We start from the raw sequence: 21,853 nt of genomic DNA on the forward strand, positions 1-21,853 counted from the left end.
GGCTGACTTTCTGGCTAGCTCTTCTCGGGCTGGCGGGCGAGGCGTTCGAGCAGCCGCTTGATCTCGCGGTTCTGCTCGCCCTGGCCATCGGCCCATTCGCGGATCATCTGCTGCTCGGTGCGCATATGCGCCACCAGCCCCTGGATCGCCTCGGCCAGATTGGCCATCGCCGCCGTGGTGCTGCGGCCACCCGCGCCGCCGCCACCTTCCTCGAGCGTTGCACGCAGCCGGTCGATCGCGCCCTGCATGTCGCCGCCGCCAGCGCCGGTCTCGTCGCCGGAGATGCCGCGCACGGTGGTGGCGAGCCAGTCCTCGAGGTCGGTGTAGAAGCGGTTCTGGGCCTGGCTCGACTGCAGATCGAGGAAGCCGAGGATCAGCGAGCCGGCGAGGCCGAACAGCGAGGACGAGAACGAGATGCCCATGCCGCCGAGCGGGGCGGCGAGGCCCTCCTTCAGCGTATCGAACAGCGCGCCGGCGTCGCCGCCGACCTTGAGCCCGTCGATCACCTTGCCGACCGACCCCACGGTCTCGATCAGGCCCCAGAAGGTGCCGAGCAGGCCGAGGAACACCAAAAGGCCGGTCATGTAACGCGAGATGTCGCGGGCTTCATCGAGGCGGGTTGCGATCGAATCGAGCAGGTGCCGCATGGTCTGCTGCGAGATCGACATCCGCCCGGTGCGTTCGCCGCCGAGGATCGCGGCCATCGGGGCAAGCAGCGTCGGGCGGCGGTCGATCGCAAGCCCGGGATCGGCGATGCGGAAATTATTGACCCAGGCGACCTCGGGATAGAGCCGGATCACCTGGCGGAACGCCAGGATGATGCCGATCAGGAGCACCGCGCCGATCAGGGCGTTCAGCCCGGGATTGGCGAAGAAGGCGGTCACGATCTGCTTGTACAGCACGACCCCGACGAGGCCGCAGAGCACCAGGAACACCAGCATCCGCACCAGGAAGATCCTGGGCGAGGACAGCTTGCTCAGTTCGATCTCCATGTCGGAGCGGGAAGGGGGCATTGCCGGATCATCCGTTCGCGAAGGCCGCATCTGCCAGCAATATGGCACAGCGGGGGAGTGAGGAAAGCCGAATCCAAAGGCTGTCAGCAGAACCTTGGGTTGAGACCGGGCAGGGTGTTGCCGCTTTGCGCAGCTTTCAGCTGCTTCGCCGCATCAGCCTGTTCAGAAGGTGCCAATCCCGCGCGCTGGTCGCGAGACGAACGCGGGTTGCCCTCATCGCGGGGCGAGGCGGGGCGGGGCGCGATCGGCGATTCGCGCGCCGCACATTACGACTCTGCAATCTGCGGCATTCTTGCGCAGGTAAACGGCATGTTCCCGCTCACGCAGTCGTTAATGCATTCCCACAGCCTGCGATGGAACCCGCTCACAATGCGGTGAGACGATAAAAGATGCCGCGAAATCAGGGCGATAGCGTTCTGTGACAATGAGCCGCCGAAAAACGCATTGCGTCGCAGCAACGAGATTTTATTTTCTCCGCAGCAACGCGAGCGCTGTCGCTGTGACACCGCCGTTCGTTTGTTCAAACCTTTCAGGGGCGATCATCTCAATGTCTGGACTTCGCGCGCAATCGGCATGCATTGCTCTGATGCTGGCCGTGACGGCGCCACTGCTTGCTGGCTGCGACGAGCCGACCACCGCAACCGCCGCCGTACAAGCACCTGAGCCGGACGTCAGTGTCGTCACCGTGAAGCCGCAGGCGCGCGCGATGGTGCGCGAGCTGCCGGGCCGCATCGCGCCGACCCGTGTCTCCGAGGTGCGCCCGCGCGTCTCCGGCATCGTCGTCAACCGCATGTTCCATCAGGGCAGCGAGGTGAAGACCGGCGATCCCCTGTATCAGATCGATCCGCGCCCGTTCGAAGTCGAGGTGCAGTCGACCGAGGCGGCGCTGTCACGCGCCAAGGCGGTGCTCGAGCAGACCTCGCTGCAGGCCCGCCGCATCGCAACCCTCACCAACCAGCGCGCGACCTCGGAGGCCGAGAACGAGAGGGCGATCGCCAACCTGAAGCAGGCCGAAGCCGACGTGCAGGGCCGCGAGGCCGACGTCGCGCGTGCCAAGCTCAATCTGGACTATGCCACCATCCGTGCGCCGATCGACGGCACCATCGGTGCTGCCGTCATCAGCGAGGGTGCGCTCGTCGTGCAGAACGACTCCGCGAGCCTTGCGACGATTCAGCAGCTCGATCCGATCTACGCCGACTTCCAGCAGTCGGTGACCGAGATGAACCAGCTGCGCCGCGCCTTCGAGAGCGGCGATCTCGACCGCATCGCGCCCGATGCGATGAAGGTGCGTCTCGTGCTCGACGACGGCTCGATCTATCCGCTGCCGGGCAAGTTGCTGTTCTCCGACGCCAAGGTCGACGCCTATACCGGGCAGGTGACCCTGCGCGGCGAGTTCCCGAATCCGCATCGCATCCTGCTGCCGGGCATGTATGTCCGCGTGCTGATCGAGCAGGGCATCGATTCGGATGCGATCGCCGTGCCGCAGCAGGCGATCCAGCGCAACGGCGGCGGCGGCAGCGAGGTGTTCGTCGTCAAGGACGACAATCACGTCGCGGTGCAGCCGGTGCGCACCGGCTCGTTGCAGGGCGGCCATTGGTTCGTGAGCGAGGGCCTCAAGGCCGGCGACAAGGTCGTGGTCGAGGGCTTCCAGAAATTCGCCGCCGGCGACAAGGTGCGGCCGCTGGCCTGGCGTGAGATCGACGCTGCTGCGGCCCCGGATTCGCAGCAGACCGCGCACGCGGTGCGGTGATCCGACATGCCCGCCTTTTTCATCGACAGGCCGATCTTCGCCTGGGTGGTCGCGCTGTTCATCTGTCTGGTCGGCGCGATCTCGATTCCGCTGCTCGCGGTCGCGCAATACCCGATCATCGCGCCGCCCTCGATCTCGATCTCGACCAGCTATCCCGGCGCGTCGCCTGAGAACCTCTACAACAGCGTAACGCGGCTGATCGAGGAGGAGCTCAACGGCGCTGCCAACATCCTGAACTTCGAATCGACTTCCGACTCGCTCGGCCAGGTCGAGATCATCGCCAACTTCAAGCCGGGCACCGACACCAGCCAGGCTTCGGTCGAGGTGCAGAACCGCCTCAAGCGCGTCGAGGCGCGGCTGCCGCGCGCCGTGATCCAGCAGGGCATCCTGGTCGAGGAAGCCTCCTCCGCCGTGCTGCAGATCATCACGCTGAACTCGACCGACGGCTCGCTGGATGAAGTGGGCCTCGGCGACTTCATGATCCGCAACGTGCTGGGCGAGGTGCGGCGCATCCCCGGCGTCGGCCGCGCCACGCTGTATTCGACCGAGCGCTCGCTGCGCATCTGGATCGATCCGGCCAAGCTGGTCGGCTTCGGCCTGTCGGCCGACGACGTCAACCGTGCGATCACCGCGCAGAACGCCCAGGTCGCCTCCGGCAGCATCGGCGCCGAGCCGAGCACGGATACGCAGAAGATTTCCGCGCAGGTGCTGGTCAAGGGCCAGCTCTCCTCGCCCGACGAGTTCGGCGCCATCATCCTGCGCGCCAATGCCGACGGCTCGACGGTCCGTCTGCGCGACGTCGCGCGGATCGAGATCGGCGGCCTCAGCTACCAGTTCAACACCCGCCTGAACGGCAAGCCGACCGCCGGCCTCTCGGTGCTGCTGTCGCCGAAGGGCAACGCGCTGGCGACCGCAAGCGCGGTCGAAGCCAAGATGAAGGAGCTGTCGCGCTTCTTCCCGGCCAATATCTCCTACGAGATTCCCTACAACATCACGCCCGTCGTCAAGGCCTCGATCGAGAAGGTCCTGATGACGCTGGTCGAGGCGGTGGTGCTGGTGTTCATCGTGATGTTCCTGTTCCTGCAGAACATCCGCTACACCATCATTCCGACCATCGTGGTGCCGGTGGCGCTGCTCGGCGCCTGTGCCACGCTGATGGTTGCGGGCTTCTCGATCAACATGCTGACCATGTTCGGCATGGTGCTGGCGGTCGGCATCCTGGTCGACGACGCCATCGTCGTGGTCGAGAACGTCGAGCGCATCATGGCCGAGGAGGGCCTGCCGCCGAAGGAAGCCACCAAGAAGGCGATGTCGCAGATCACCGGCGCGATCATCGGCATCACGCTGGTGCTGATGGCGGTGTTCGTGCCGATGGCGTTCTTCCCCGGCTCGGTCGGCATCATCTACCGACAGTTCTCGGTCACCATGGTGGCGGCGATCGCGTTCTCGGCGCTGCTCGCGCTGTCGCTGACGCCGGCGCTGTGCGCGACCCTGCTCAAGCCGGTCGAGAAGGGCCACGGCCACGCCCGCAGGGGCGTGTTCGGCTGGTTCAACCGCGTGCTCGACAATAGCCGTGCCGGCTATGTCCGCACGGTGCAGGGCGGGCTGAAGCGCACCGGCCGCCTGATGCTGATCTATCTCGTGCTGTTCGCGGGCGTCGCCTACGGCTTCGTGCGGCTGCCCGGCGGCTTCCTGCCGGTCGACGACCAGGGCTTCATCACGACCGACGTGCAGACGCCGTCGGAATCGTCCTATGCGCGCACCGAGGCTGCGGTCGAGCAGGTCGAGAAATACCTGAAGGATCGCGCCGGCATCGAGAACGTCACCTTCCTCACCGGCTTCAGCTTCCTCGGCCAGGGCATGAACACCGCGCAGGCGTTCATCACGCTGAAGGACTGGTCGGAGCGCGGCCCGAAGGATTCGGCTGCCGCCATCGTCGCCGACATCAACCGCGATCTGTCGTCGTCGATCCGCGACGCCAGGATCTCGGCGTTGCAGCCCCCGCCGATCGACAATCTCGGCAACTCGTCGGGCTTCTCGTTCCGCCTGCAGGACCGCGGCCAGAAGGGCTATGCGGCGCTGATCGCGGCAAGTGACCGCCTGATCGCCGAGGCCAATGCCAGTCCCGTGTTGCAGAAGGTCTATGTCGAAGGCCTGCCCCCGGCGCCGCAGGTCAATCTGATGATCGACCGCGAGAAGGCCGGCGCGTTCGGCCTCACCTTCGAGGACATCAACAACACGATCTCGACCAATCTCGGTTCGAACTACATCAACGACTTCCCGAACCGCGGGCGGATGCAGCGTGTCATCGTGCAGGCCGACAAGACCAGCCGCATGAACGCGGACGACATCCTCAATTACAACGTCAAGAACAGCCGCGGCCAGCTGGTGCCGTTCTCGGCCTTCGCCACCATCGAGTGGACGAAGGGCCCGACGCAGATCGCGGGCTTCAACTACTATCCGGCGGTGCGCATCTCCGGCGAGGCGAAGCCGGGCTTTACTTCGGGCGATGCGATCGCGGAGATGGAGCGGCTCGCCGACAAGCTGCCGCGCGGCTTCGGCTATGAGTGGACGGGACAGTCGCTGCAAGAAAAATTGTCGGGTTCGCAGGCGCCGTTCCTGCTCGCGCTGTCGGTGCTGGTGGTGTTCCTGTTGCTCGCCGCGCTCTACGAGAGCTGGACCATTCCGCTCGCGGTGCTGCTGACGATTCCGCTCGGCATTCTCGGCGCCGTGGTGGCGGCGACGATGCGCGGCCTGTCCAACGACGTCTACTTCACGGTCGGCCTGATCACCATCATCGGTCTCGCCGCCAAGGACGCGATCCTGATCATCGAGTTCGCCAAGGATCTGCGCGCCCAGGGCAAGCCGCTGGTCGAGGCGACCATCGAGGCGTGTAGTCTGCGCTTCCGCCCGATCCTGATGACCGGTCTCGCCTTCGTCTGCGGCGTGCTGCCGATGGCGATCGCCACCGGCGCCGGCGGCGCCAGCCAGCAGGCGCTCGGCACATCGGTGATGGGCGGCATGATCGCGGTGGTGATCCTGGCGCTGCTGCTGGTCCCGGTGTTCTTCGTCAGCGTGCAGCGCGTGCTGGGCGGGGATCGCGAGAAGGTCGAGAAGGCCGAAGCCTACGGTCCGCCGGCGTCGGCAAGCTCCGGTCATTGATCCGCAAGATCGGCGCGGGTCTGATCAAGGCCCGGCACCGCCTCTGGCTTGCTTTCGCAAACTGTTCAATCCAGATTGCCGCTCTGGATTGAACGGGGAGCGTTGCCGGCAACCCGAGGATTGAGGGCATGCGATGCGGCCGACCGATATTTCGATCTCGAATTATCGCTCGATTCGGCGGCTTTTCATGTCCATTCAGCCGCTGTCCGTCTTCGTCGGTGAAAACGGTGTCGGCAAGTCCAACCTCTACAAGTCCTTGTCGCTGTTGCGGGACGCTGCGACCGGCCGGATCACGCGCACGATCTCAGACGAAGGCGGGTTGAATTCCGTCTTCTGGTCTGGCGATCGCAGGCGCGGCAGCGATGCGCTTCTACGATTGGCCGTGAGATTCGATCACGTCAGATATTCCATCGAACTCGGATTTCCTAGCCCGGTCTCCGCAGCATTTCCCGGCGAGCCGATGATCAAGTCGGAAAAGATCGAGGCGACCCACGGCAAGCGAACAGTTGTGATGATGGAGCGGACCAATTCACTCGTCAGTGTCCGCGGTGAAAACGGTGCCTGGAGTCAGCACAAGGATGCGGTGCTGCCATCGGAAACGGCGCTCGCCGGATTATCGGATGGCAAGGGGAGCCCCGAGATCGACCTGATCAGAAACGCGATGCTGAGCTGGCGATTCTATCATGACTTCCGTACCGATCCGGCGTCGCCGATCCGAAAGCCCTGTCTTGCGATCACGACACCCTCGATGAGTGCCGATGGCCATGATCTGGCTGCCGTGTTGGCAACCCTGTTCACGATCAGGCAGGATGCCGGTGATCTACAGGATGCGATCGAGGATGCGTTCCCGGGTGCCGAACTGCGGGCTTGGGAGAAAAACGGGCTGTGTGAATTCCAATTGCAGCAGGCAGATATGCCGCGTCCGTTCAGGGCACACGAATTGTCCGACGGGACGCTGAAATATCTCTGCCTGCTCGCGGTGTTTATGGGCTACCGGCTGCCGCCGTTCATCGCGCTGAACGAACCGGAAACCAGTTTGCATCCATCGTTGCTGGCGCCGTTGGCTCGCCTGATCGTCAAGGCGTCGAGCCGTGCCGATATCTGGATCGTCACCCATTCGGAGCATCTGATGGAGGCGCTGCGCAACGAGGGCTCGGTCCCGCTTCGCCGGGTGATCAAGGCGAAGGGCGCCACGACCATCGAGGGTCTGACCCACAGCGGTGAATTTCGCGATGAGACATACCGCGAGAACGAGGACGACGACGAGGATTAGATCGCGCCGTCGCGTTACTGCCCGAGCGGCTTCAGGATCTTGATCAGCTCGCCGTGCACGAACTCGTTGCCGCAGACGACATGACCGGTCTGCAACGGGTCGTCGCTGCCCTGGACGCCGGAGACGGTGCCGCCGGCTTCGCGCACCATGATCTGGCCGGCTGCGATGTCCCAGGGCTGCAGATTGCGTTCCCAATAGCCGTCGAGGCGGCCCGCCGCGACGAAGGCGAGGTCGAGCGAGGCGGCGCCGAAGCGGCGGAAGCCCGCGACCTTGGTCTGCAGCGCGGCCATCTCCTGCAGCGCCACCTGGTGATTGCCGCGGCCGATATGCGGCAGGCCGCAGGCGACCACGCATTCGTTGAGCTGGCGGCGGCCGGCGACGCGCAGCCGCTGGTCGTTGAGGAACGCGCCCTTGCCGCGCTCGGCGATATAGAGCTCGTCATTGGCGGGATTGTAGATCACGCCGGCGATCACGGTGTCCTCGCGCTTGAGCCCGATCGAGATCGCGAATTGCGGGATGCCGTGCAGGAAGTTGGTGGTGCCGTCGAGCGGATCGACGATCCAGGTGTGGCTCTTGTCCGAGCCTTCGCGCTTGCCGCCCTCCTCGCCGAGGAAACCGTAGCCGGGACGGGCCTTCTCGAGGTCGGTGTAGAGCATCTCCTCGGCGCGCTTGTCGGCGAGCGAGACGAAGTTCGCCGGCCCCTTCAGCGACACCTGCAGATGTTCGATCTCGCCGAGGTCGCGCTTGAGGCTGCGGCCGGCGCGCCGCGCGGCCTTGACCATGACATTGATGAGGGCGGAGTAGAGCATGATGAGAACTTGTGATCCGAGAAATGTGAAAGTCGATCAGGCGGCGCGCGCAAATCTCAACCCGTCATCCTGAGGAGCGCGGAACGCGCGTCTCGAAGGATCGACGGCCCGACTGTGGCCGCTTCATCCTTCGAGGCTCGCTCCGCTCGCACCTCAGGATGACGGAGAACGGCCTGCGGCGCTGGAGATTTACCGACTGGGTGCCCTCTGGAAGTGGCGCCGTCAAGGCGTCATTTGACGTTGTTTCCGATCCATTTTCGCGCGGCAGCCTCGCCCTTGGCGCGGTCTTCCGGGCTCATATCGGCGAGGATGTCGTCGAGATCGGGGTCGCCCTTGCCGGCGGTCTTGGCCACGGTGTGCCATTTCAGGGCCTCGACCTTGTCCACCGGGGCGCCGGCGCCGGTCGCCAGCACGTGGGCGAGGCGGTTCTGCGCGATCGCGCTGTTCTGCCGGGCCGCCTTGCGCAGCATCGCCACCGCCGCCGGCACGTTCCGCGGCGTGCCGCTGCCGTTGTACAGCGCGATGGCATATTCGACCTCGGCATCGACATTGTCGGCCAGCGAGGCGGCCTGCAGCAGCCGCGCCGCCTTTTCCAGGTCCTTGGGCACGCCGGTGCCCTCCTTGTAGAAGGTCGCGAGCGCGTATTGCGCCTCCGGGCTGCCGGCGTCGGCGGCCATGCGCAACAGCTCGGCGGAGCGGCGGAGGTCCTGCGGCAGGGTCTGGCCGTCGAGATAGAGCAGCGCGAGATTGTAGGCTGCCTTGGGCTCGCCGAGCTTGGCCGACGAGGCCAGCAGCTTGACCGCGGCATCCTTGTCGACGGCGCCGCCGCGGCCGGCGATCTTCATCATGGCGAGCGCGAACATCGCCTCGCGGTCGCCGGCGTCGGCGGCGCGCTTGTACCACTCGTCGGCCTTGACGTAGTCGCGCTTGACGCCGAGCCCGTTGGCATAGAGCTCGCCCAGCATGGTCATGGCCTTGGCGTCGTTGCCGTTCTGCGCACGCACGGTCGCGAGGTCGAACGCGGTCTTGTACATGCCGCGCTGATAGGCGCCGTAGACGAGATCCACATTGGGATCGTCAGGCGTCGGGGTCGGCGAGGGCGTCGGGGTCGGCGTGGCGGAAGGCTTCGGCGACGGCTTCTTCGCGACCGGCGCATGCGGCTTCGGCTTCTCTTTCGGCGCCTCCTTCTTCGCGGGCGGCGGCGTCTGCGCCGGCGGCGTGATCGAGAGCTGCGCCATCGCGCCGCCCGCCAGCATCGTGCAGCCGAGCGCAACACCTATCGGACGCAGGCATTTCATTCCGCCGTCATCCCTCGGCCTTGACCTTGCCGGCATGGGCAATCGCTTCGCCGATCTCGGCGAGAGCCGCCTTGGCGCCGCGCGGATCGGACCAGATCAAGTCTCCGACCAGCACGAAATCCGCGCCGGCCGCCGCGAACGCCTCGGCCTCTTCGCGCGAGGTGGCAAAGCCGACGCAGGGCGGCTCGAACAATTCGTCCCACCATTCCAGCCGCTCGGCGATCGCCTCGAGCGAGGGCCGCGTTCCCCTGGCGTCGGGCTCGCCGAACAGCACATAGTCGGCACCGGCTTCGCCCGCGGCCATGGAATCATGGCGCGTCGCGAGCCCGCCGACGCCTGCGATGCGGTCGGGCTTCAGCGACGACATCGCCTCTTCCATCGCGGCGAGGCCGGTCAGATGCGCGCCATCGGCGCCGGCGCGGGCCACGATGTCGGGATGGCCGTCGATCAGGAGCGCGGCATCCGCGTTCTGGATCGCGGGCGCCAGCGCCTTGATGGTGGAGATCATGCTGCGCGGATCGCTCTCGCGCAGCCGCACCAGAACGGCCGCAACGTCGGCCGCGGCGAGCAGCTCGGCGAGCTCGGCGGCGAGCTGCGCGGGCTCATCGACCGGCGCGGTTGCCAGATAGAGGCGCGGCGCCGGCCGCGGCGGAACGGGCTTGGTCGCCAACTATGCCGCCTGTTTCTCGAGGCCGGCTTCCCAATGGCCGGTGCTCGCGAGCCCGTTCATCCGGGCGCGATGCGAGAAGGCGCGCTGGCCGGCGGGGACGTTGTCCGGCTTGCCGGACCACGCCTTTTGCGGCGCCGCCTGCAGCGCACGGCCGTAGGAGAAGGTCAGCCGCCAGGGCAGATGGCCGATCTTGTTCATCGCGTCGAGATGCGCGGTCGCCTCCTCGTCGCTCTGTCCGCCGGAGAGGAAGGCGATGCCGGGCACCGCGGCGGGCACGCAGCTCTTGAGCAGGCGGACGGTCTTCTCGGCGACTTCCTGCACCGAGGCCTGCTTCGGGCACTTCTTGCCCGAGATCGCCATGTTCGGCTTCAGGATCATGCCTTCGAGCGCGACGCGCTGCACCCGCAATTCCTGGAAGGTGCGGTTCAGCACGCGCTGCGTCACTTCATAGCAGCGGTCGATGTCGTGATCGCCGTCCATCAGCACCTCGGGCTCGACGATCGGCACGATCTGTGCGGCCTGGCACAGCGCGGCGTAGCGCGCCAGCGCATGGGCGTTGACGCGGATCGCGGTCATGGTGGGAATTCCGCGGCTGCCGGCACCCGAGCCGATATCGATCACGGCGCGCCACTTCGCAAAGCGCGCACCGCGCTCGTAATATTTCTTCAGGCGCTCGGCGAGCTTGTCGAGGCCGACGGTGACGAGTTCGCCCGGGCAGTTCGGCAATGCCTGGGTGCCTTCGTCGACCTTGATGCCGGGGATCGCGCCTGCCTGCTCGATCAGCTTGACCAGCGGCGTGCCGTCCTTGGCATTCTGCCAGATGGTCTCGTCGTAGAGGATGACGCCGGAAATGTACTTGCTCATCGCCTCCTGCGAGCGGAACAGCATCTCGCGATAGTCGCGGCGGCTGTCCTCGGTCGAATCGACCTTGATGGCGTCGAACCGCTTCTTGATGGTGCCGGAGGATTCGTCGGCGGCGAGCAGCCCCTTGCCCGGGGTGACCATGGCGAGGGCAATCTTGTTGAGGTCAGCGAGGTTCATGGAAACGTCCTCCGGAGCGCATTGCCTTTGCGAGCCAAAATAGGCGGTTCTCGGGCAATTGCCTAGAAAACGTTCGTCGCGGCTGGATCGCGAGCGGATTTGGCTTGTTCTGTTTACCTCGCCCCGCTTGCGGGGAGAGGTCGGAACGCATCGTGAGATGCGTTCCGGGTGAGAGGGACCCTCTACGAGTCCATCTGGCAGCGTGAATGTTGAGGCAGCCCCTCACCCCAACCCTATCCCCGCGAAGGGCGGGGAGAGGGAGGGATTGATTAGGCAACCTTGGGGTCGAGCTGGCCCGCGGCGTAGCGCTTGGCCATTTCCGCCGTGGTCAGCACCTTCTTGATCTTGCTGGCCTGGCCCGCGGTGTTGAACTCCTGCAGCCGCTGCTTGCACAGCTTGGTCATCGCCTCCATCGCCGGCTTCAGGTACTTGCGCGGATCGAACTCTTCCGGATTGTCCTTCAGAACTTTCCGGATCTGGCCGGTCATCGCCATCCGGTTGTCGGTGTCGATGTTGATCTTGCGCACGCCGTTCTTGATGCCGCGCTGGATCTCGGCGACCGGCACGCCCCAGGTCGGCTTCATCTTGCCGCCATTGGCGTTGATGATCTCCTGCAATTCCTGCGGCACCGACGATGAGCCGTGCATGACGAGATGCGTGTTCGGCAGCTTGCGGTGGATTTCCTCGATCACGTTCATGGCGAGGATGTCGCCGTCCGGCTTGCGGGTGAACTTGTAGGCACCGTGCGAGGTGCCCATCGCGATCGCCAGCGCGTCGACCTTGGTTTCCTGGACGAACTTCACGGCTTCATCCGGATTGGTCAGCAGCTGGTCATGCGACAGCTTGCCCTCGGCGCCATGGCCGTCTTCCTTGTCGCCCATGCCGGTCTCGAGCGAGCCGAGCACGCCGAGCTCGCCTTCCACCGAGATGCCGCCGAGATGGGCCATGCCGGTCACCGTCCGGGTGACGCCGACATTGTAGTCCCAGTCGCCCGGCGTCTTGCCGTCGGCCTTCAGCGAGCCGTCCATCATGACCGAGGTAAAGCCGGCCTGGATCGCGGTCATGCAGGTGGCGGGCTCGTTGCCGTGGTCGAGATGCACGCAAACCGGGATCTGCGGATAGATCTCGGTGACGGCGTCCATCATGTGCTTGAGCATGACGTCGTTGGCGTAGGACCGCGCGCCGCGCGAGGCCTGGATGATGACGGGCGCATCGACCTCGGAGGCCGCGGCCATGATCGCCAGCGCCTGCTCCATGTTGTTGATGTTGAAGGCGGGTACGCCGTAATCATGCTCGGCCGCGTGGTCGAGCAGTTGCCGCAACGTGATGCGAGCCATTCCATTTCTCCCTGGTGTGCGCGTTCGCGGATGTGACGCGCGATGAGCTCGGATTGAATTGTCATCGCGCTTCAGCTCATTTCTTGAGCATGATCTTTTCGGAAAACCGCGTCACACTTTTCCGGATCATGCTCTAAATCAACCTTTTTTCAGAACTTCGACGCCCGGCAGCGGCTTGCCTTCCATCCATTCAAGAAACGCGCCGCCCGCGGTCGAGACATAGGAAAAATCACCGGCCACGCCTGCCTGGTTGAGTGCCGCGACGGTATCGCCGCCGCCGGCCACCGAGATCAGCTTTTTGGCTTTGGTGCGCTCGGCGGCATGCTTGGCCGACACCACGGTGCCGCGGTCGAACGGCGTCAGCTCGAAGGCGCCGAGCGGTCCGTTCCAGACCAGGGTCGCGGCATCGTCGATTGCCGAATGGATCCGCGCGATCGATTGCGGGCCGACGTCGAGGATCATGCCGTCGGCCGGGATCGCGTCGAGGCCGTAGGCGTGCGACGGCGCGTTGGCCGCGAACTGGCTGGCGACGACGGCGTCAACGGGGAGGATGATCGCGCAATTGGCCGCATTGGCCTTCTCCATGATCCGCAGCGCGGTCGGCGCCAGATCCTTCTCGGCCAGCGACTTGCCGACGCCGATGCCCTGCGCGTGCAGGAAAGTGTTGGCCATGCCGCCGCCGATCACCAGCGCGTCGACCTTGCTGACGAGGTTTTCCAGCAGGTCGATCTTGGTCGACACCTTGGCGCCGCCGATGATCGCGATCACCGGCTTGGTCGGGGCTTCCAGCGCCTTGCCGAGCGCGTCGAGCTCGGCCTGCATGGTGCGGCCGGCATAGGCCGGCAGCTTGTGGCCGAGGCCTTCGGTCGAGGCGTGGGCACGATGCGCGGCCGAGAAGGCGTCGTTGACCCAGATGTCGCCGAGCTTTGCCAGTTCAGCGACGAAGCCGGCGTCGTTCTTTTCCTCTTCCTTGTGGAAGCGGGTGTTTTCCAGGCAGAGGATGTCGCCGTCCTTCAGCGCGGCGACCGCGTTGGCCGCGGGCTCGCCGATGCAATCCTCGGCGAACGCGACCGGGCGCTTGATCACCTTCGACAGCGCTTCGGCGACCGGCTTCAGCGAGTCCTTGGCGTCGCGGCCCTTGGGCCGGCCGAAATGAGCGAGCAGGATCACCCTGCCGCCCTTGTCGGAAATCTCGGTGATGGTCGGGGCAACGCGCTCCAGCCTTGTGGCGTCGGTGACGCGGCCGCCTTCCATGGGGACGTTGAGGTCGACGCGCAGCAGCACGCGCTTGCCCTTCACATTGACGTCGTCGAGGGTGCGGAACGATTTTGTCATGAGCGTTTCCTGTGCGGCCGGACACAGCCGTCCGGGGGACGGCGTCGCTTTCGCTTGCCGATGCCGCGGCCGTCGAGGCCGCGCAGGCGGGGGCAAACACGCAAATGCCCGGCCTTGGGCCGGGCATCGCGAACAGTCGAACTTAAACCAGCTTGCCGATCGCGACGGCGGTGTCCGCCATGCGGTTCGAGAAGCCCCACTCATTGTCGTACCAGGCCATCACGCGCACCAGCGTGCCGTTCTGCACCTTGGTCTGGTCCATGTGGAAGGTGGCCGAGTGCGGATCGTGGTTGAAGTCGATCGAGATGTTCGGCGCATTGGTGTAGCCGAGGATGCCCTTGAGCTGCTGCTCCGAGGCGCGCTTCATCGCCTCGTTGATCTCCTTGATATCGGTCGCGCGCTTGGCGACGATCTTGAGGTCGATCACCGACACGTTCGGGGTCGGCACGCGCACCGAGACGCCGTCGAGCTTGCCCTTCAGCTCCGGCAGCACCAGGCCGATCGCCTTGGCGGCGCCGGTCGAGGTCGGGATCATCGACATCGCCGCGGCGCGGCCGCGATAGAGATCCTTGTGCAGGGTGTCGAGGGTCGGCTGGTCGCCGGTATAGGCGTGGATCGTGGTCATGAAGCCGGTCTCGATGCCGACGGTGTCGTGCAGGACCTTGGCGACCGGCGCCAGGCAGTTGGTGGTGCAGGAGCCGTTCGAGACGACCAGCTGATCCTTGTTCAGCGTGTCGTGGTTGACGCCGTAGACGATGGTGGCGTCGGCACCATCGGCGGGCGCCGAGACCAGCACGCGCTTGGCGCCGGCGGTCAGGTGGGCGGAAGCCTTGTCCTTCGCGGTGAAGATGCCGGTGCACTCCAGCGCGACGTCGACGCCGAGGGCCTTCCACGGCAGCTTGGAGGGATCGCGCTCGGCTGAAACCTTGATCTTGTTGTCGCCGAGGCTGATCGAGTCGCCGTCGACGGTCACGGTGCCCGGAAAGCGGCCGTGCACAGAATCGAAGCGCAGCAGGTGTGCGTTGGTCTCGACCGGGCCGAGGTCGTTGATGCCGACCACCTCGATGTCCTTGCGGCCGGACTCGGCGATGGCGCGCAGAATGTTGCGGCCGATACGCCCAAACCCGTTGATCGCGACGCGGATTGCCATGCTCGTCTCCTCTAAAGCTGTTGTCAGCCCCGCGGGAGCGCTCCCACGAGGTTCTTACGGCGGAACGCCCGGTTCGGCCGGGCGCGTACGGAAAAGATGGAGCTTAGGTAATCCTTTTTCGCGACAAGCTCAACCTTGACCCGCGGGAGGCAGGCCAGCGTCAGACGCGCTTGGTGGCAGCGTTAACGACGGCTTCAGCGGTAATGCCGAAATGCGGGAAAAGGTCCTTCGCCGGGGCGCTGGCACCGAAACCGTGCATGCCGATGAATTCGCCATCATGGCCGATCACGGCATCCCAGCCCCAGCGCACCGCGGCCTCGATCGCGATCTTGACCGGCGCCTTGCCGATAACCGCATTTTGCCGCTCGGCGGGCTGCGCCAGCAGCAATTCCAGCGACGGGACCGAGACGACCCGCGTCGGGATGCCGCGGCCGGCGAGCTGCTTCTGCGCCTCGACCGCGATCTGGACCTCGGAACCGGATGCGAACAATGACACTTTTGCGTCACCCTGCGCCGCGACCAGCTCGTAGGCGCCGTGGCTGCATGGATTGTCTGATGGCACCGTGGTGCGGAGCTGCGGCAGGTTCTGGCGGGTCAGTGCCAGCACCGTCGGTCCGTCGATGCGGTTGAGCGCCAGTTCCCAGCACTCGGCGGTCTCGACCGCGTCGCAGGGACGGAACACGCGCATGTTGGGCATCGCGCGCAGTGCGGAGAGGTGCTCGACCGGCTGGTGGGTCGGACCATCCTCACCGAGGCCGATCGAGTCATGGGTCATGACATAGACCACGCCGGTGCCCATCAGCGCCGACAGCCGCATCGCGCCGCGCGCATAGTCGGTGAAGACCAGGAAGGTGGCGCCGTTCGGCGCGAAGCCGCCATGCAGGAAGATGCCGTTGAGGCACGCCGCCATGCCGTGCTCGCGGATTCCGTAATGGATGAAGCGGCCCTTCGGCGTCTTGGCGCCGAACGCGGTCGCCGACTTGGCCTTGTTGTTGTTGGAGCCGGTGAGGTCGGCGGAGCCCGCGACGAATTCCATCGGCATCGCGGCGGCGATCACCTCGATCGCGGCTTCGGACGATTTGCGGGTCGCGACGTTGAGCGGATTTTCGAGCAGGCCCTTCTTGAAGGCGCGCAGCCCCTTGGCGAGCGACTGCGGCCGCTCGTGACGGATCCGGCGCTCGAACTCGGCGCGCTTGCGGTTGCCGAGCTGCGCGAACTGCTCGTCCCAGGCCTTGTGCTCGGCGGCGCCGCGGGCACCCGCCTCACGCCAGGCCTTCAGCACGTCGTCGGGCACCGAGAACGGCTCGAGCGAGATGCCGAGCTTCTCCTTGGCGCCCTTGAGCTCGGCGGCGCCGAGCGCCTCGCCATGGGCTTTCGCGGTGCCGGCCCTGGTCGGCGCGCCGAAGCCGATCGTGGTCTTGCAGGCGATCATCGTCGGCTTGCTGGACTTCTGCGCGCGGGTGATCGCGGCGGCAATCGCCTGCTGATCGTGGCCGTCGATCAGTTCGGCGGCCCAGCCGGCGGACTTGAAGCGCTTCACCTGATCGACCGAGTCGGAGATCGAGGTCGGGCCGTCGATCGAGATGCCGTTGTCGTCGTACAGCACGATCATCTTGTTGAGCCGCCAGACACCGGCGAGCGCGATCGCTTCCTGCGAGATGCCTTCCATCAGGTCGCCGTCGGAGGCGAGCACATAGGTGTGGTGGTTGACGATCTTCTTGCCGAATTCGGCGGCCAGCATTTTCTCGGCAAGCGCCATGCCGACCGCGGTCGCGATGCCCTGGCCGAGCGGACCGGTGGTGGTCTCGATACCCTTGGTGTGGAAGTTTTCCGGGTGCCCCGGCGTCAGCGATCCGAGCTGGCGGAAATGCTTGAGCTGGTCGAGCGTCATGTCCTTGTTGCCGGTGAGGTACAGCAAGGCATAGAGCAGCATCGAGCCGTGGCCGGCCGACAGCACGAAGCGGTCGCGGTCGGGCCACGCCGTGTCGGCGGCGTCGAATTTCAGGAATTTCGTGAACAGCACGGTCGCGATGTCGGCGGCGCCCATCGGCAGGCCGGGATGGCCGGAATTCGCCTTCTCGACGGCGTCCATGGCAAGGCCACGGATCGCATTGGCCATACGGGTGTGATCGACCTGCGTCATATGAAAAGTCCGCCTGGAATGAGAGCTGATTGCTGGACGCATCGGGGCGGGCAGCCGCGATACGCGCGTGGAGTGGCCTTACGGGTTGGAGGGTGGATTAGCACCTCAATTCCGCAAGTCCAAGGCGATGAAACGCCCCAAAACGGGGAAAAGTTGCTCGAAATGGCCCAATTTCATTGAACGGTGCATAGTTTGGCGCCGCCGTTGCGCTGGGCTCGCTTGCCACGTAAATTTCGTCCCGTAAACGCTTGCCGAACCGCCGCTTTTGCCGTGCGGCAGGCCCGTCTCCAGCAGGCTACCGAGCCAACCGACCAGAAGGGGTCCACGCCGCGTGTCATGAGTGATCGTCTCGCCAACGGGTCTGGCAATACCGAGGCACCGCTCGCCGATATCGATGCTGCGACCAAGCGGCTGATGGCCGCGCTCGATGCGCTGGAAAGTTCGGTGGAGCGGCGCCGCGAGGCCGACCGCGACGAGAACGAACTGGCTGCCCGGATTCAGGCGCTCGGCGCCGATCGCTCGAGACTTGCCGACGAGCTCGACGGATCGCTGGTGAAGACGCGCAAGCTCGAGCGCGTCAATCGCGACATCGCGGAAAAACTCGACGCGGCGATCGGCACCATTCGCGCCGTGCTCGACGGCGGAGAAGGCAGATGAGCCACATCAACGTCACCATCAATGGCCGGCAATACCGGATGGCCTGCGAGGAGGGCCAGGAGGTGCGGCTCTTGAAGCTCGCGGAGAATCTCCAGCAGCGCGTCGAATCGCTGCGCGGCAAGTTCGGCGAGATCGGCGATGCCAGGCTCACCGTGATGGCGGCGCTGACCGCCTGCGACGAACTGGTCGATGCGAGCGCGCGCATCCGCAGCCTCGAGGAAGAGGTCGAGCAGTTGCGCAATGCCCGCACGGCTGCCACCGACCGCGCCCGCGCGACCCAGACCGCGGTCTCCAACGCGCTCAACGCCGCCGCCGAGCGGATCGAGCGCACCACCCAGGTGCTCAACCGCACCATCGGCGGCGGCATCGCGATCGGGTGATTCATATTTTCCGGCGGGTGATCTCATCCTCCCCTGGAGGGGGAGGATCGGTGCGCATGCAGCGCAGCGGAATGCGCACCGAGGTGGGGTGATCTCTCCACTCGGGCACTGCTGACGCGGAGAGACCTTCACCCCACCCCGTCTCGCATTCGCTTCGCTCATAGCGAGCCGACCCTCCCCCTCCAGGGGAGGGTGAAAGCTGAGCAAGATCTGACTGCGTCCTCCTTACCGCTGGCGAATTGCGACAACGATCGCTACATTGCCCCTGCGAAGCTGCGTTGCGCGTCAGGAGCCATATATCCCCGGGGCCTTATCGATCCTTTAGGGAACTGTCCCTGGCCGGGTCCGTGGACCCGGACATATGGTGCCCACCTACTTTCGTAGGGAACTCCGGGATCGAGCGCTCCAACGGCCTCTGCGGCTTCGCACTATTTTTGCTGTTGCCTTGTCGTCGCGCGGCGGCGGTTCGATTGTGGTGCAGCGCTGTCCCCTGCGAAGCGGGGCGTCCAGTGCGCCGCGGCGTGGCCTAACGAATGCTGGCGTCTCTGAATGATGGATCGTCCGTTGTCGCGGACGACGACAGCGGAAGATGGATCATGCACGCATCTCCATCGAAGGCCGAGCTTCGGGCGCTTGCCCTCGCCAAGCGCGATGCGCTGAGCGACGAGCAGCGCGCGACCGCTGCCGAAGCGCTCGCCAGGCGCGGCGCGCCGTTCGAGGTCACGCAGGGCATGATCGTCTCCGGCTATGCCCCGATCCGCAGCGAGTTCGATCCGGCCCCGTTGATGAAGAAGCTGGCGGACAAGGGTGCGCGGCTGGCGCTGCCCTGCATCAATGCGCGCGGCCAGTCGCTGACCTTCCGCAGCTGGTCGCCGCAGGACCGGCTGATGCTCGGGCCGCTCGGCATTCCCGAGCCGTCGCCGGCCGCGGCCGAGGTGCATCCCGACGTCATGCTGGTGCCGCTCGCGGCGTTCGACAAACTCGGCCACCGCATCGGCTACGGTGCCGGCTATTACGACTATACCTTTGCGCATCTGCGCAAGGCCAAGCATGTGATCGGGGTCGGGATCGCTTTTGCCGCACAGGAAACCAAGGCTATACCGGCGCTGTCGCACGACGTCCCGCTCGATTATGTGCTAACGGAGCGCAAGACGTTCGATTTCCGGAGTAGCTAGCCTTGCGTATTCTCTTCGTTGGTGACGTCGTCGGCAGGACCGGCCGCACCGCCATCGCCGACCACCTTCCCGGCATGATCAGGGACTGGTCGCTCGACCTCGTCGTCGTCAACGGCGAGAATTCCGCCGGCGGCTTCGGCATCACCGAGGCGATCTACCAGGAGCTGCTCGATGCCGGCGCCGACGCGATCACGCTCGGCAACCACGCCTGGAATCAGAAGGAGGCGCTGGTCTTCATCGAGCGCGCGCCGCGCCTGATCCGCCCGCTGAATTTTCCGCGCCATTCGCCGGGCCGCGGCGCCACGCTGGTCGACACCAAGACCGGCAAGCGCGCGCTGGTGCTCAACGCGATCGGCCGCGTCTTCATGGAGCCGTCCTCGAACGATCCGTTCAGCGCGATCGATCGCGAGCTCGAGGCCTGCCCGTTGCGCGAGGGCGCCGACGCCATCGTGCTCGATTTCCACGCCGAGGCCACCTCCGAGAAGCAGGGTGTCGGCTTCTTCTGCGACGGCCGCGTCAGCCTTGTGGTCGGCACCCATACCCATGTGCCGACCGCCGATCACCAGGTGCTGCCCGGCGGCACCGCCTATATGAGCGACGCCGGCATGACCGGCGATTATGATTCCGTGATCGGCATGCAGAAGGAGGAGCCGCTGCAGCGCTTCCTCACCGGCATTCCCTCCGGCCGTTTCGAGCCGGCCGGCGGCGTTGCGACGCTCAGCGGCATCGCGGTCGAGACCGACGATGCGACCGGTCTTGCGGTCAAGGTCGCGCCGGTCCGCGCCGGCGGGCGGCTCGAGCCCGCGGTGCCGCCGTTCTGGACAAAGTGAAGCAACCGTAGCCCGGATGAAGCGCAGCGAAATCCGGGGCCTCTCTCGAGTTGAGAGGCTGGTCCCGGATTGCGCTTCGCTGCATCCGGGCTACAAGTCATTTCGGAATAATAGAAGAATACATCTGAGTTGCCCGACGTGTCAAGCGCCATGCCGGGCGCTGGCAGCTGCCGGCTACTGTGCATGGGGTTGTTTTGCATTTTTTGGCAATGCCGGCCGGGGGGCTGGCCTAGCTTTGCCGGAATCCCATCCGGAACGCGCCCCAGTGGCGGCCGTTCACGACGATCGGCGACGACAGGTCCTTCATGAGCACGAAATTGCCGCCGCCCATGTCGCGGCGGTAGGTCTGCAGCAGGAATGGCTTGGTGTTGGCTGCGACCTTGCTCACCGCGCGGTCGTTGAACAGCCGGCGGTTGCGGCAATTGGCGTTGTTCCACACCGGGTCCGGCCCCTGCGGCAGCCGATAGTTCGGATTGTGGGTCGGCAGGTAGCCGCTGCGTGCCCAGGCGACGCAGAACACGATGCGCGGATCGCTCTTCTGGATCGGGTCCTGGATCGCGGGCAGCACGCGGTCGGTGAAGCTGACATAGTCGGTGAGGTACTGCTTCGGATTGGAGCCTGCGATCTCGCGATAATTCTCGTCCATCAATTGTGCGAGCGTGATCTCGCCGCTTGCTACGGCGTTCTCGAACAGCTCGGTGATCTGCTTCGCGGTCTCGATCACGATCCGGATCAGTGGCGTATCGGAAGTCTCGACCCCGCTGTCGGCGATCGTCACGATCAGGTTCTCGGATAGCTCGAGCAGCTTCGCGACGCGCCCGTCGGCATGCTTGAGGTCGCGCGAGGAGAGGTCGACGCCCTTGGCAAGTTCGTTGAGTTCCGCGATCACGCTGTCGCAATGCCCGAGATTGGAGGTCGCGGCGCGTGCCACGCTGCCGATCTCGGCGCCGACGGATGCGAAGCCTTCCTGCACGCGCGAGATGATGCCCGAGATCTGCCGGGCGCCTTCGCCGGCGCTCTTGGCGCGCAGCGAGGCGTCGCTGCTTTCGCCGATCAGGCTGCCGATCTGGCCGTCGAGATCGCGCACGGTGTCGGAGATCTGATGCGTCGCCTGGCGCGTTGCCTCGGCGAGGTTCTTCACCTCGCTTGCGACCACGGCAAAGCCGCGGCCGGCGTTGCCGGCGCGCGCCGCCTCGATGGTGGCGTTGAGCGCCAGCAGGTTGGTCTGCTTGGCGATCGCCTCGATCGAGCCCGAGACCTTGGCAACCTGGCTCAGTGCCGAACCGACCGCGGCGAGCCGCGCCTCGATTCGTCCGACCGCGGTGACAAGCTCGGCGATGTGGCTGACCGCGGTCTCCACCACATGGCGCGACTCCGCGATCTGGCCGACCGCGGCGGATGCGGTCGATTGCACCGCCTGCGATGCGTTGGCGATGTCGTGATTGGCCGAGACCATCGTCTCGGCCGTCTCCTGCAAATGATGGAACCGGTCCGACTGGCTGCTGACCCGGTTGGCGACCTCCTGGACGTTGCCGGCGATGTCGGCGAGCTCGACCCCGAGGCCGCCGATGCGGTCGGCGAGCTGGTCGACCAGCCGTTCGGCCAGCGTCCGGTTCGATGATGTATCCAGCACTGCAAGCTGCGCAGCCGACATGTCAGCACGTCCTCCCGTCACTGCGGCCCGTCGAACCGCCGCAGCATTCCCCATTCCGATCTAGAGCGTGATTCGCGAAGGCCGTCTTGCCTGAGCGCGCAGTGCGTAGCCCGGATGCAGCGCAGCGAAATCCGGGATCCCTTCCCGTGGAATTACGTGTCCCGGATTGCGCTGCG

Annotated in this window: 17 protein-coding genes and 1 other RNA gene; 8 read left to right on the forward strand and 10 right to left on the reverse strand. The window is 65.7% G+C overall.

Annotated elements, in window-relative coordinates:
• Positions 1-14: 14 nt before the first annotated feature.
• Entirely contained in the window at positions 15-1,013 is a 999-nt protein-coding gene (locus tag BRSPCE3_RS13840) for a flagellar motor protein MotA (RefSeq protein ID WP_244066364.1), read from the reverse strand.
• Between the two features lie 547 nt (positions 1,014-1,560).
• Between BRSPCE3_RS13840 and BRSPCE3_RS13845 the strand changes: the two genes are divergently transcribed.
• The 3 genes from BRSPCE3_RS13845 (at position 1,561) to BRSPCE3_RS13855 (ending at position 7,198) form a co-directional block, all read left to right on the forward strand.
• Positions 1,561-2,763: an efflux RND transporter periplasmic adaptor subunit gene (locus BRSPCE3_RS13845; RefSeq protein ID WP_244066365.1), complete on the forward strand. Its 1,203-nt coding sequence runs from the start codon at positions 1,561-1,563 to the stop codon at positions 2,761-2,763.
• Between the two features lie 6 nt (positions 2,764-2,769).
• Positions 2,770-5,925, forward strand: a complete 3,156-nt coding sequence (locus tag BRSPCE3_RS13850) for a multidrug efflux RND transporter permease subunit (RefSeq protein WP_244066366.1) — start codon at positions 2,770-2,772, stop codon at positions 5,923-5,925.
• A gap of 133 nt (positions 5,926-6,058) precedes the next feature.
• Positions 6,059-7,198: an AAA family ATPase gene (locus tag BRSPCE3_RS13855; protein WP_244066367.1), complete on the forward strand. Its 1,140-nt coding sequence runs from the start codon at positions 6,059-6,061 to the stop codon at positions 7,196-7,198.
• 14 nt (positions 7,199-7,212) lie between these two features.
• Here BRSPCE3_RS13855 and BRSPCE3_RS13860 read toward each other — a convergent pair whose 3' ends face one another.
• The 8 genes from BRSPCE3_RS13860 to tkt all read right to left on the reverse strand — a co-directional run bounded on the left by BRSPCE3_RS13860 (position 7,213) and on the right by tkt (position 16,981).
• Complete coding sequence (locus BRSPCE3_RS13860; protein WP_244066368.1) at positions 7,213-8,007, reverse strand: inositol monophosphatase family protein; 795 nt, start codon at positions 8,005-8,007, stop codon at positions 7,213-7,215.
• 230 nt (positions 8,008-8,237) lie between these two features.
• Positions 8,238-9,305, reverse strand: coding sequence for a tetratricopeptide repeat protein (locus BRSPCE3_RS13865; protein WP_244066369.1), 1,068 nt, complete (start codon positions 9,303-9,305; stop codon positions 8,238-8,240).
• 7 nt (positions 9,306-9,312) lie between these two features.
• Positions 9,313-9,975, reverse strand: a complete 663-nt coding sequence (locus BRSPCE3_RS13870; RefSeq protein WP_244066370.1) for a thiamine phosphate synthase — start codon at positions 9,973-9,975, stop codon at positions 9,313-9,315.
• Complete coding sequence (locus tag BRSPCE3_RS13875; protein WP_244066371.1) at positions 9,976-11,016, reverse strand: class I fructose-bisphosphate aldolase; 1,041 nt, start codon at positions 11,014-11,016, stop codon at positions 9,976-9,978. It abuts the gene before it with no gap.
• Between the two features lie 269 nt (positions 11,017-11,285).
• Complete coding sequence (gene fba, locus BRSPCE3_RS13880) at positions 11,286-12,353, reverse strand: class II fructose-bisphosphate aldolase (RefSeq protein ID WP_229183491.1); 1,068 nt, start codon at positions 12,351-12,353, stop codon at positions 11,286-11,288.
• A gap of 138 nt (positions 12,354-12,491) precedes the next feature.
• Positions 12,492-13,688 (reverse strand): phosphoglycerate kinase, encoded by a 1,197-nt coding sequence (locus BRSPCE3_RS13885; protein ID WP_244066372.1) that lies wholly within the window; start codon positions 13,686-13,688, stop codon positions 12,492-12,494.
• Between the two features lie 142 nt (positions 13,689-13,830).
• Complete coding sequence (gap, locus tag BRSPCE3_RS13890) at positions 13,831-14,838, reverse strand: type I glyceraldehyde-3-phosphate dehydrogenase (protein ID WP_244066373.1); 1,008 nt, start codon at positions 14,836-14,838, stop codon at positions 13,831-13,833.
• A gap of 160 nt (positions 14,839-14,998) precedes the next feature.
• Positions 14,999-16,981 carry a transketolase gene (tkt, locus tag BRSPCE3_RS13895; RefSeq protein ID WP_244066374.1) on the reverse strand — a complete coding sequence of 661 codons (1,983 nt, stop codon included), beginning with the start codon at positions 16,979-16,981 and terminating at the stop codon, positions 14,999-15,001.
• A gap of 336 nt (positions 16,982-17,317) precedes the next feature.
• Here tkt and BRSPCE3_RS13900 point away from each other — a divergent pair, with 336 nt between their 5' ends.
• The 5 genes from BRSPCE3_RS13900 (at position 17,318) to BRSPCE3_RS13920 (ending at position 20,023) form a co-directional block, all read left to right on the forward strand.
• Positions 17,318-17,638, forward strand: coding sequence for a DUF4164 domain-containing protein (locus tag BRSPCE3_RS13900; protein ID WP_194458387.1), 321 nt, complete (start codon positions 17,318-17,320; stop codon positions 17,636-17,638).
• A complete protein-coding gene (locus BRSPCE3_RS13905; protein ID WP_021076488.1) occupies positions 17,635-18,018 on the forward strand; it encodes a cell division protein ZapA in 384 nt (127 codons plus the stop codon). Before BRSPCE3_RS13900 ends, BRSPCE3_RS13905 begins: the two co-directional genes overlap by 4 nt.
• Before the next feature lie 267 nt (positions 18,019-18,285).
• Positions 18,286-18,446, forward strand: a non-coding RNA gene (gene ssrS, locus BRSPCE3_RS13910) — 6S RNA.
• A gap of 168 nt (positions 18,447-18,614) precedes the next feature.
• Positions 18,615-19,193, forward strand: a complete 579-nt coding sequence (locus BRSPCE3_RS13915) for a 5-formyltetrahydrofolate cyclo-ligase (protein ID WP_244066375.1) — start codon at positions 18,615-18,617, stop codon at positions 19,191-19,193.
• A 2-nt stretch (positions 19,194-19,195) separates the two neighbouring features.
• The gene (locus BRSPCE3_RS13920; RefSeq protein WP_244066376.1) at positions 19,196-20,023 is read left to right on the forward strand and encodes a TIGR00282 family metallophosphoesterase; all 828 of its coding nucleotides are present in this window, start codon (positions 19,196-19,198) and stop codon (positions 20,021-20,023) included.
• 229 nt (positions 20,024-20,252) lie between these two features.
• On the opposite strand, the gene BRSPCE3_RS13925 is transcribed toward BRSPCE3_RS13920, so the two are convergent.
• A complete protein-coding gene (locus BRSPCE3_RS13925) occupies positions 20,253-21,677 on the reverse strand; it encodes a methyl-accepting chemotaxis protein (protein WP_244066377.1) in 1,425 nt (474 codons plus the stop codon).
• Positions 21,678-21,853 lie beyond the last annotated feature (176 nt).

The organism is Bradyrhizobium sp. Ce-3 (genome assembly GCF_022835695.1).
Lineage (GTDB): Bacteria > Pseudomonadota > Alphaproteobacteria > Rhizobiales > Xanthobacteraceae > Bradyrhizobium.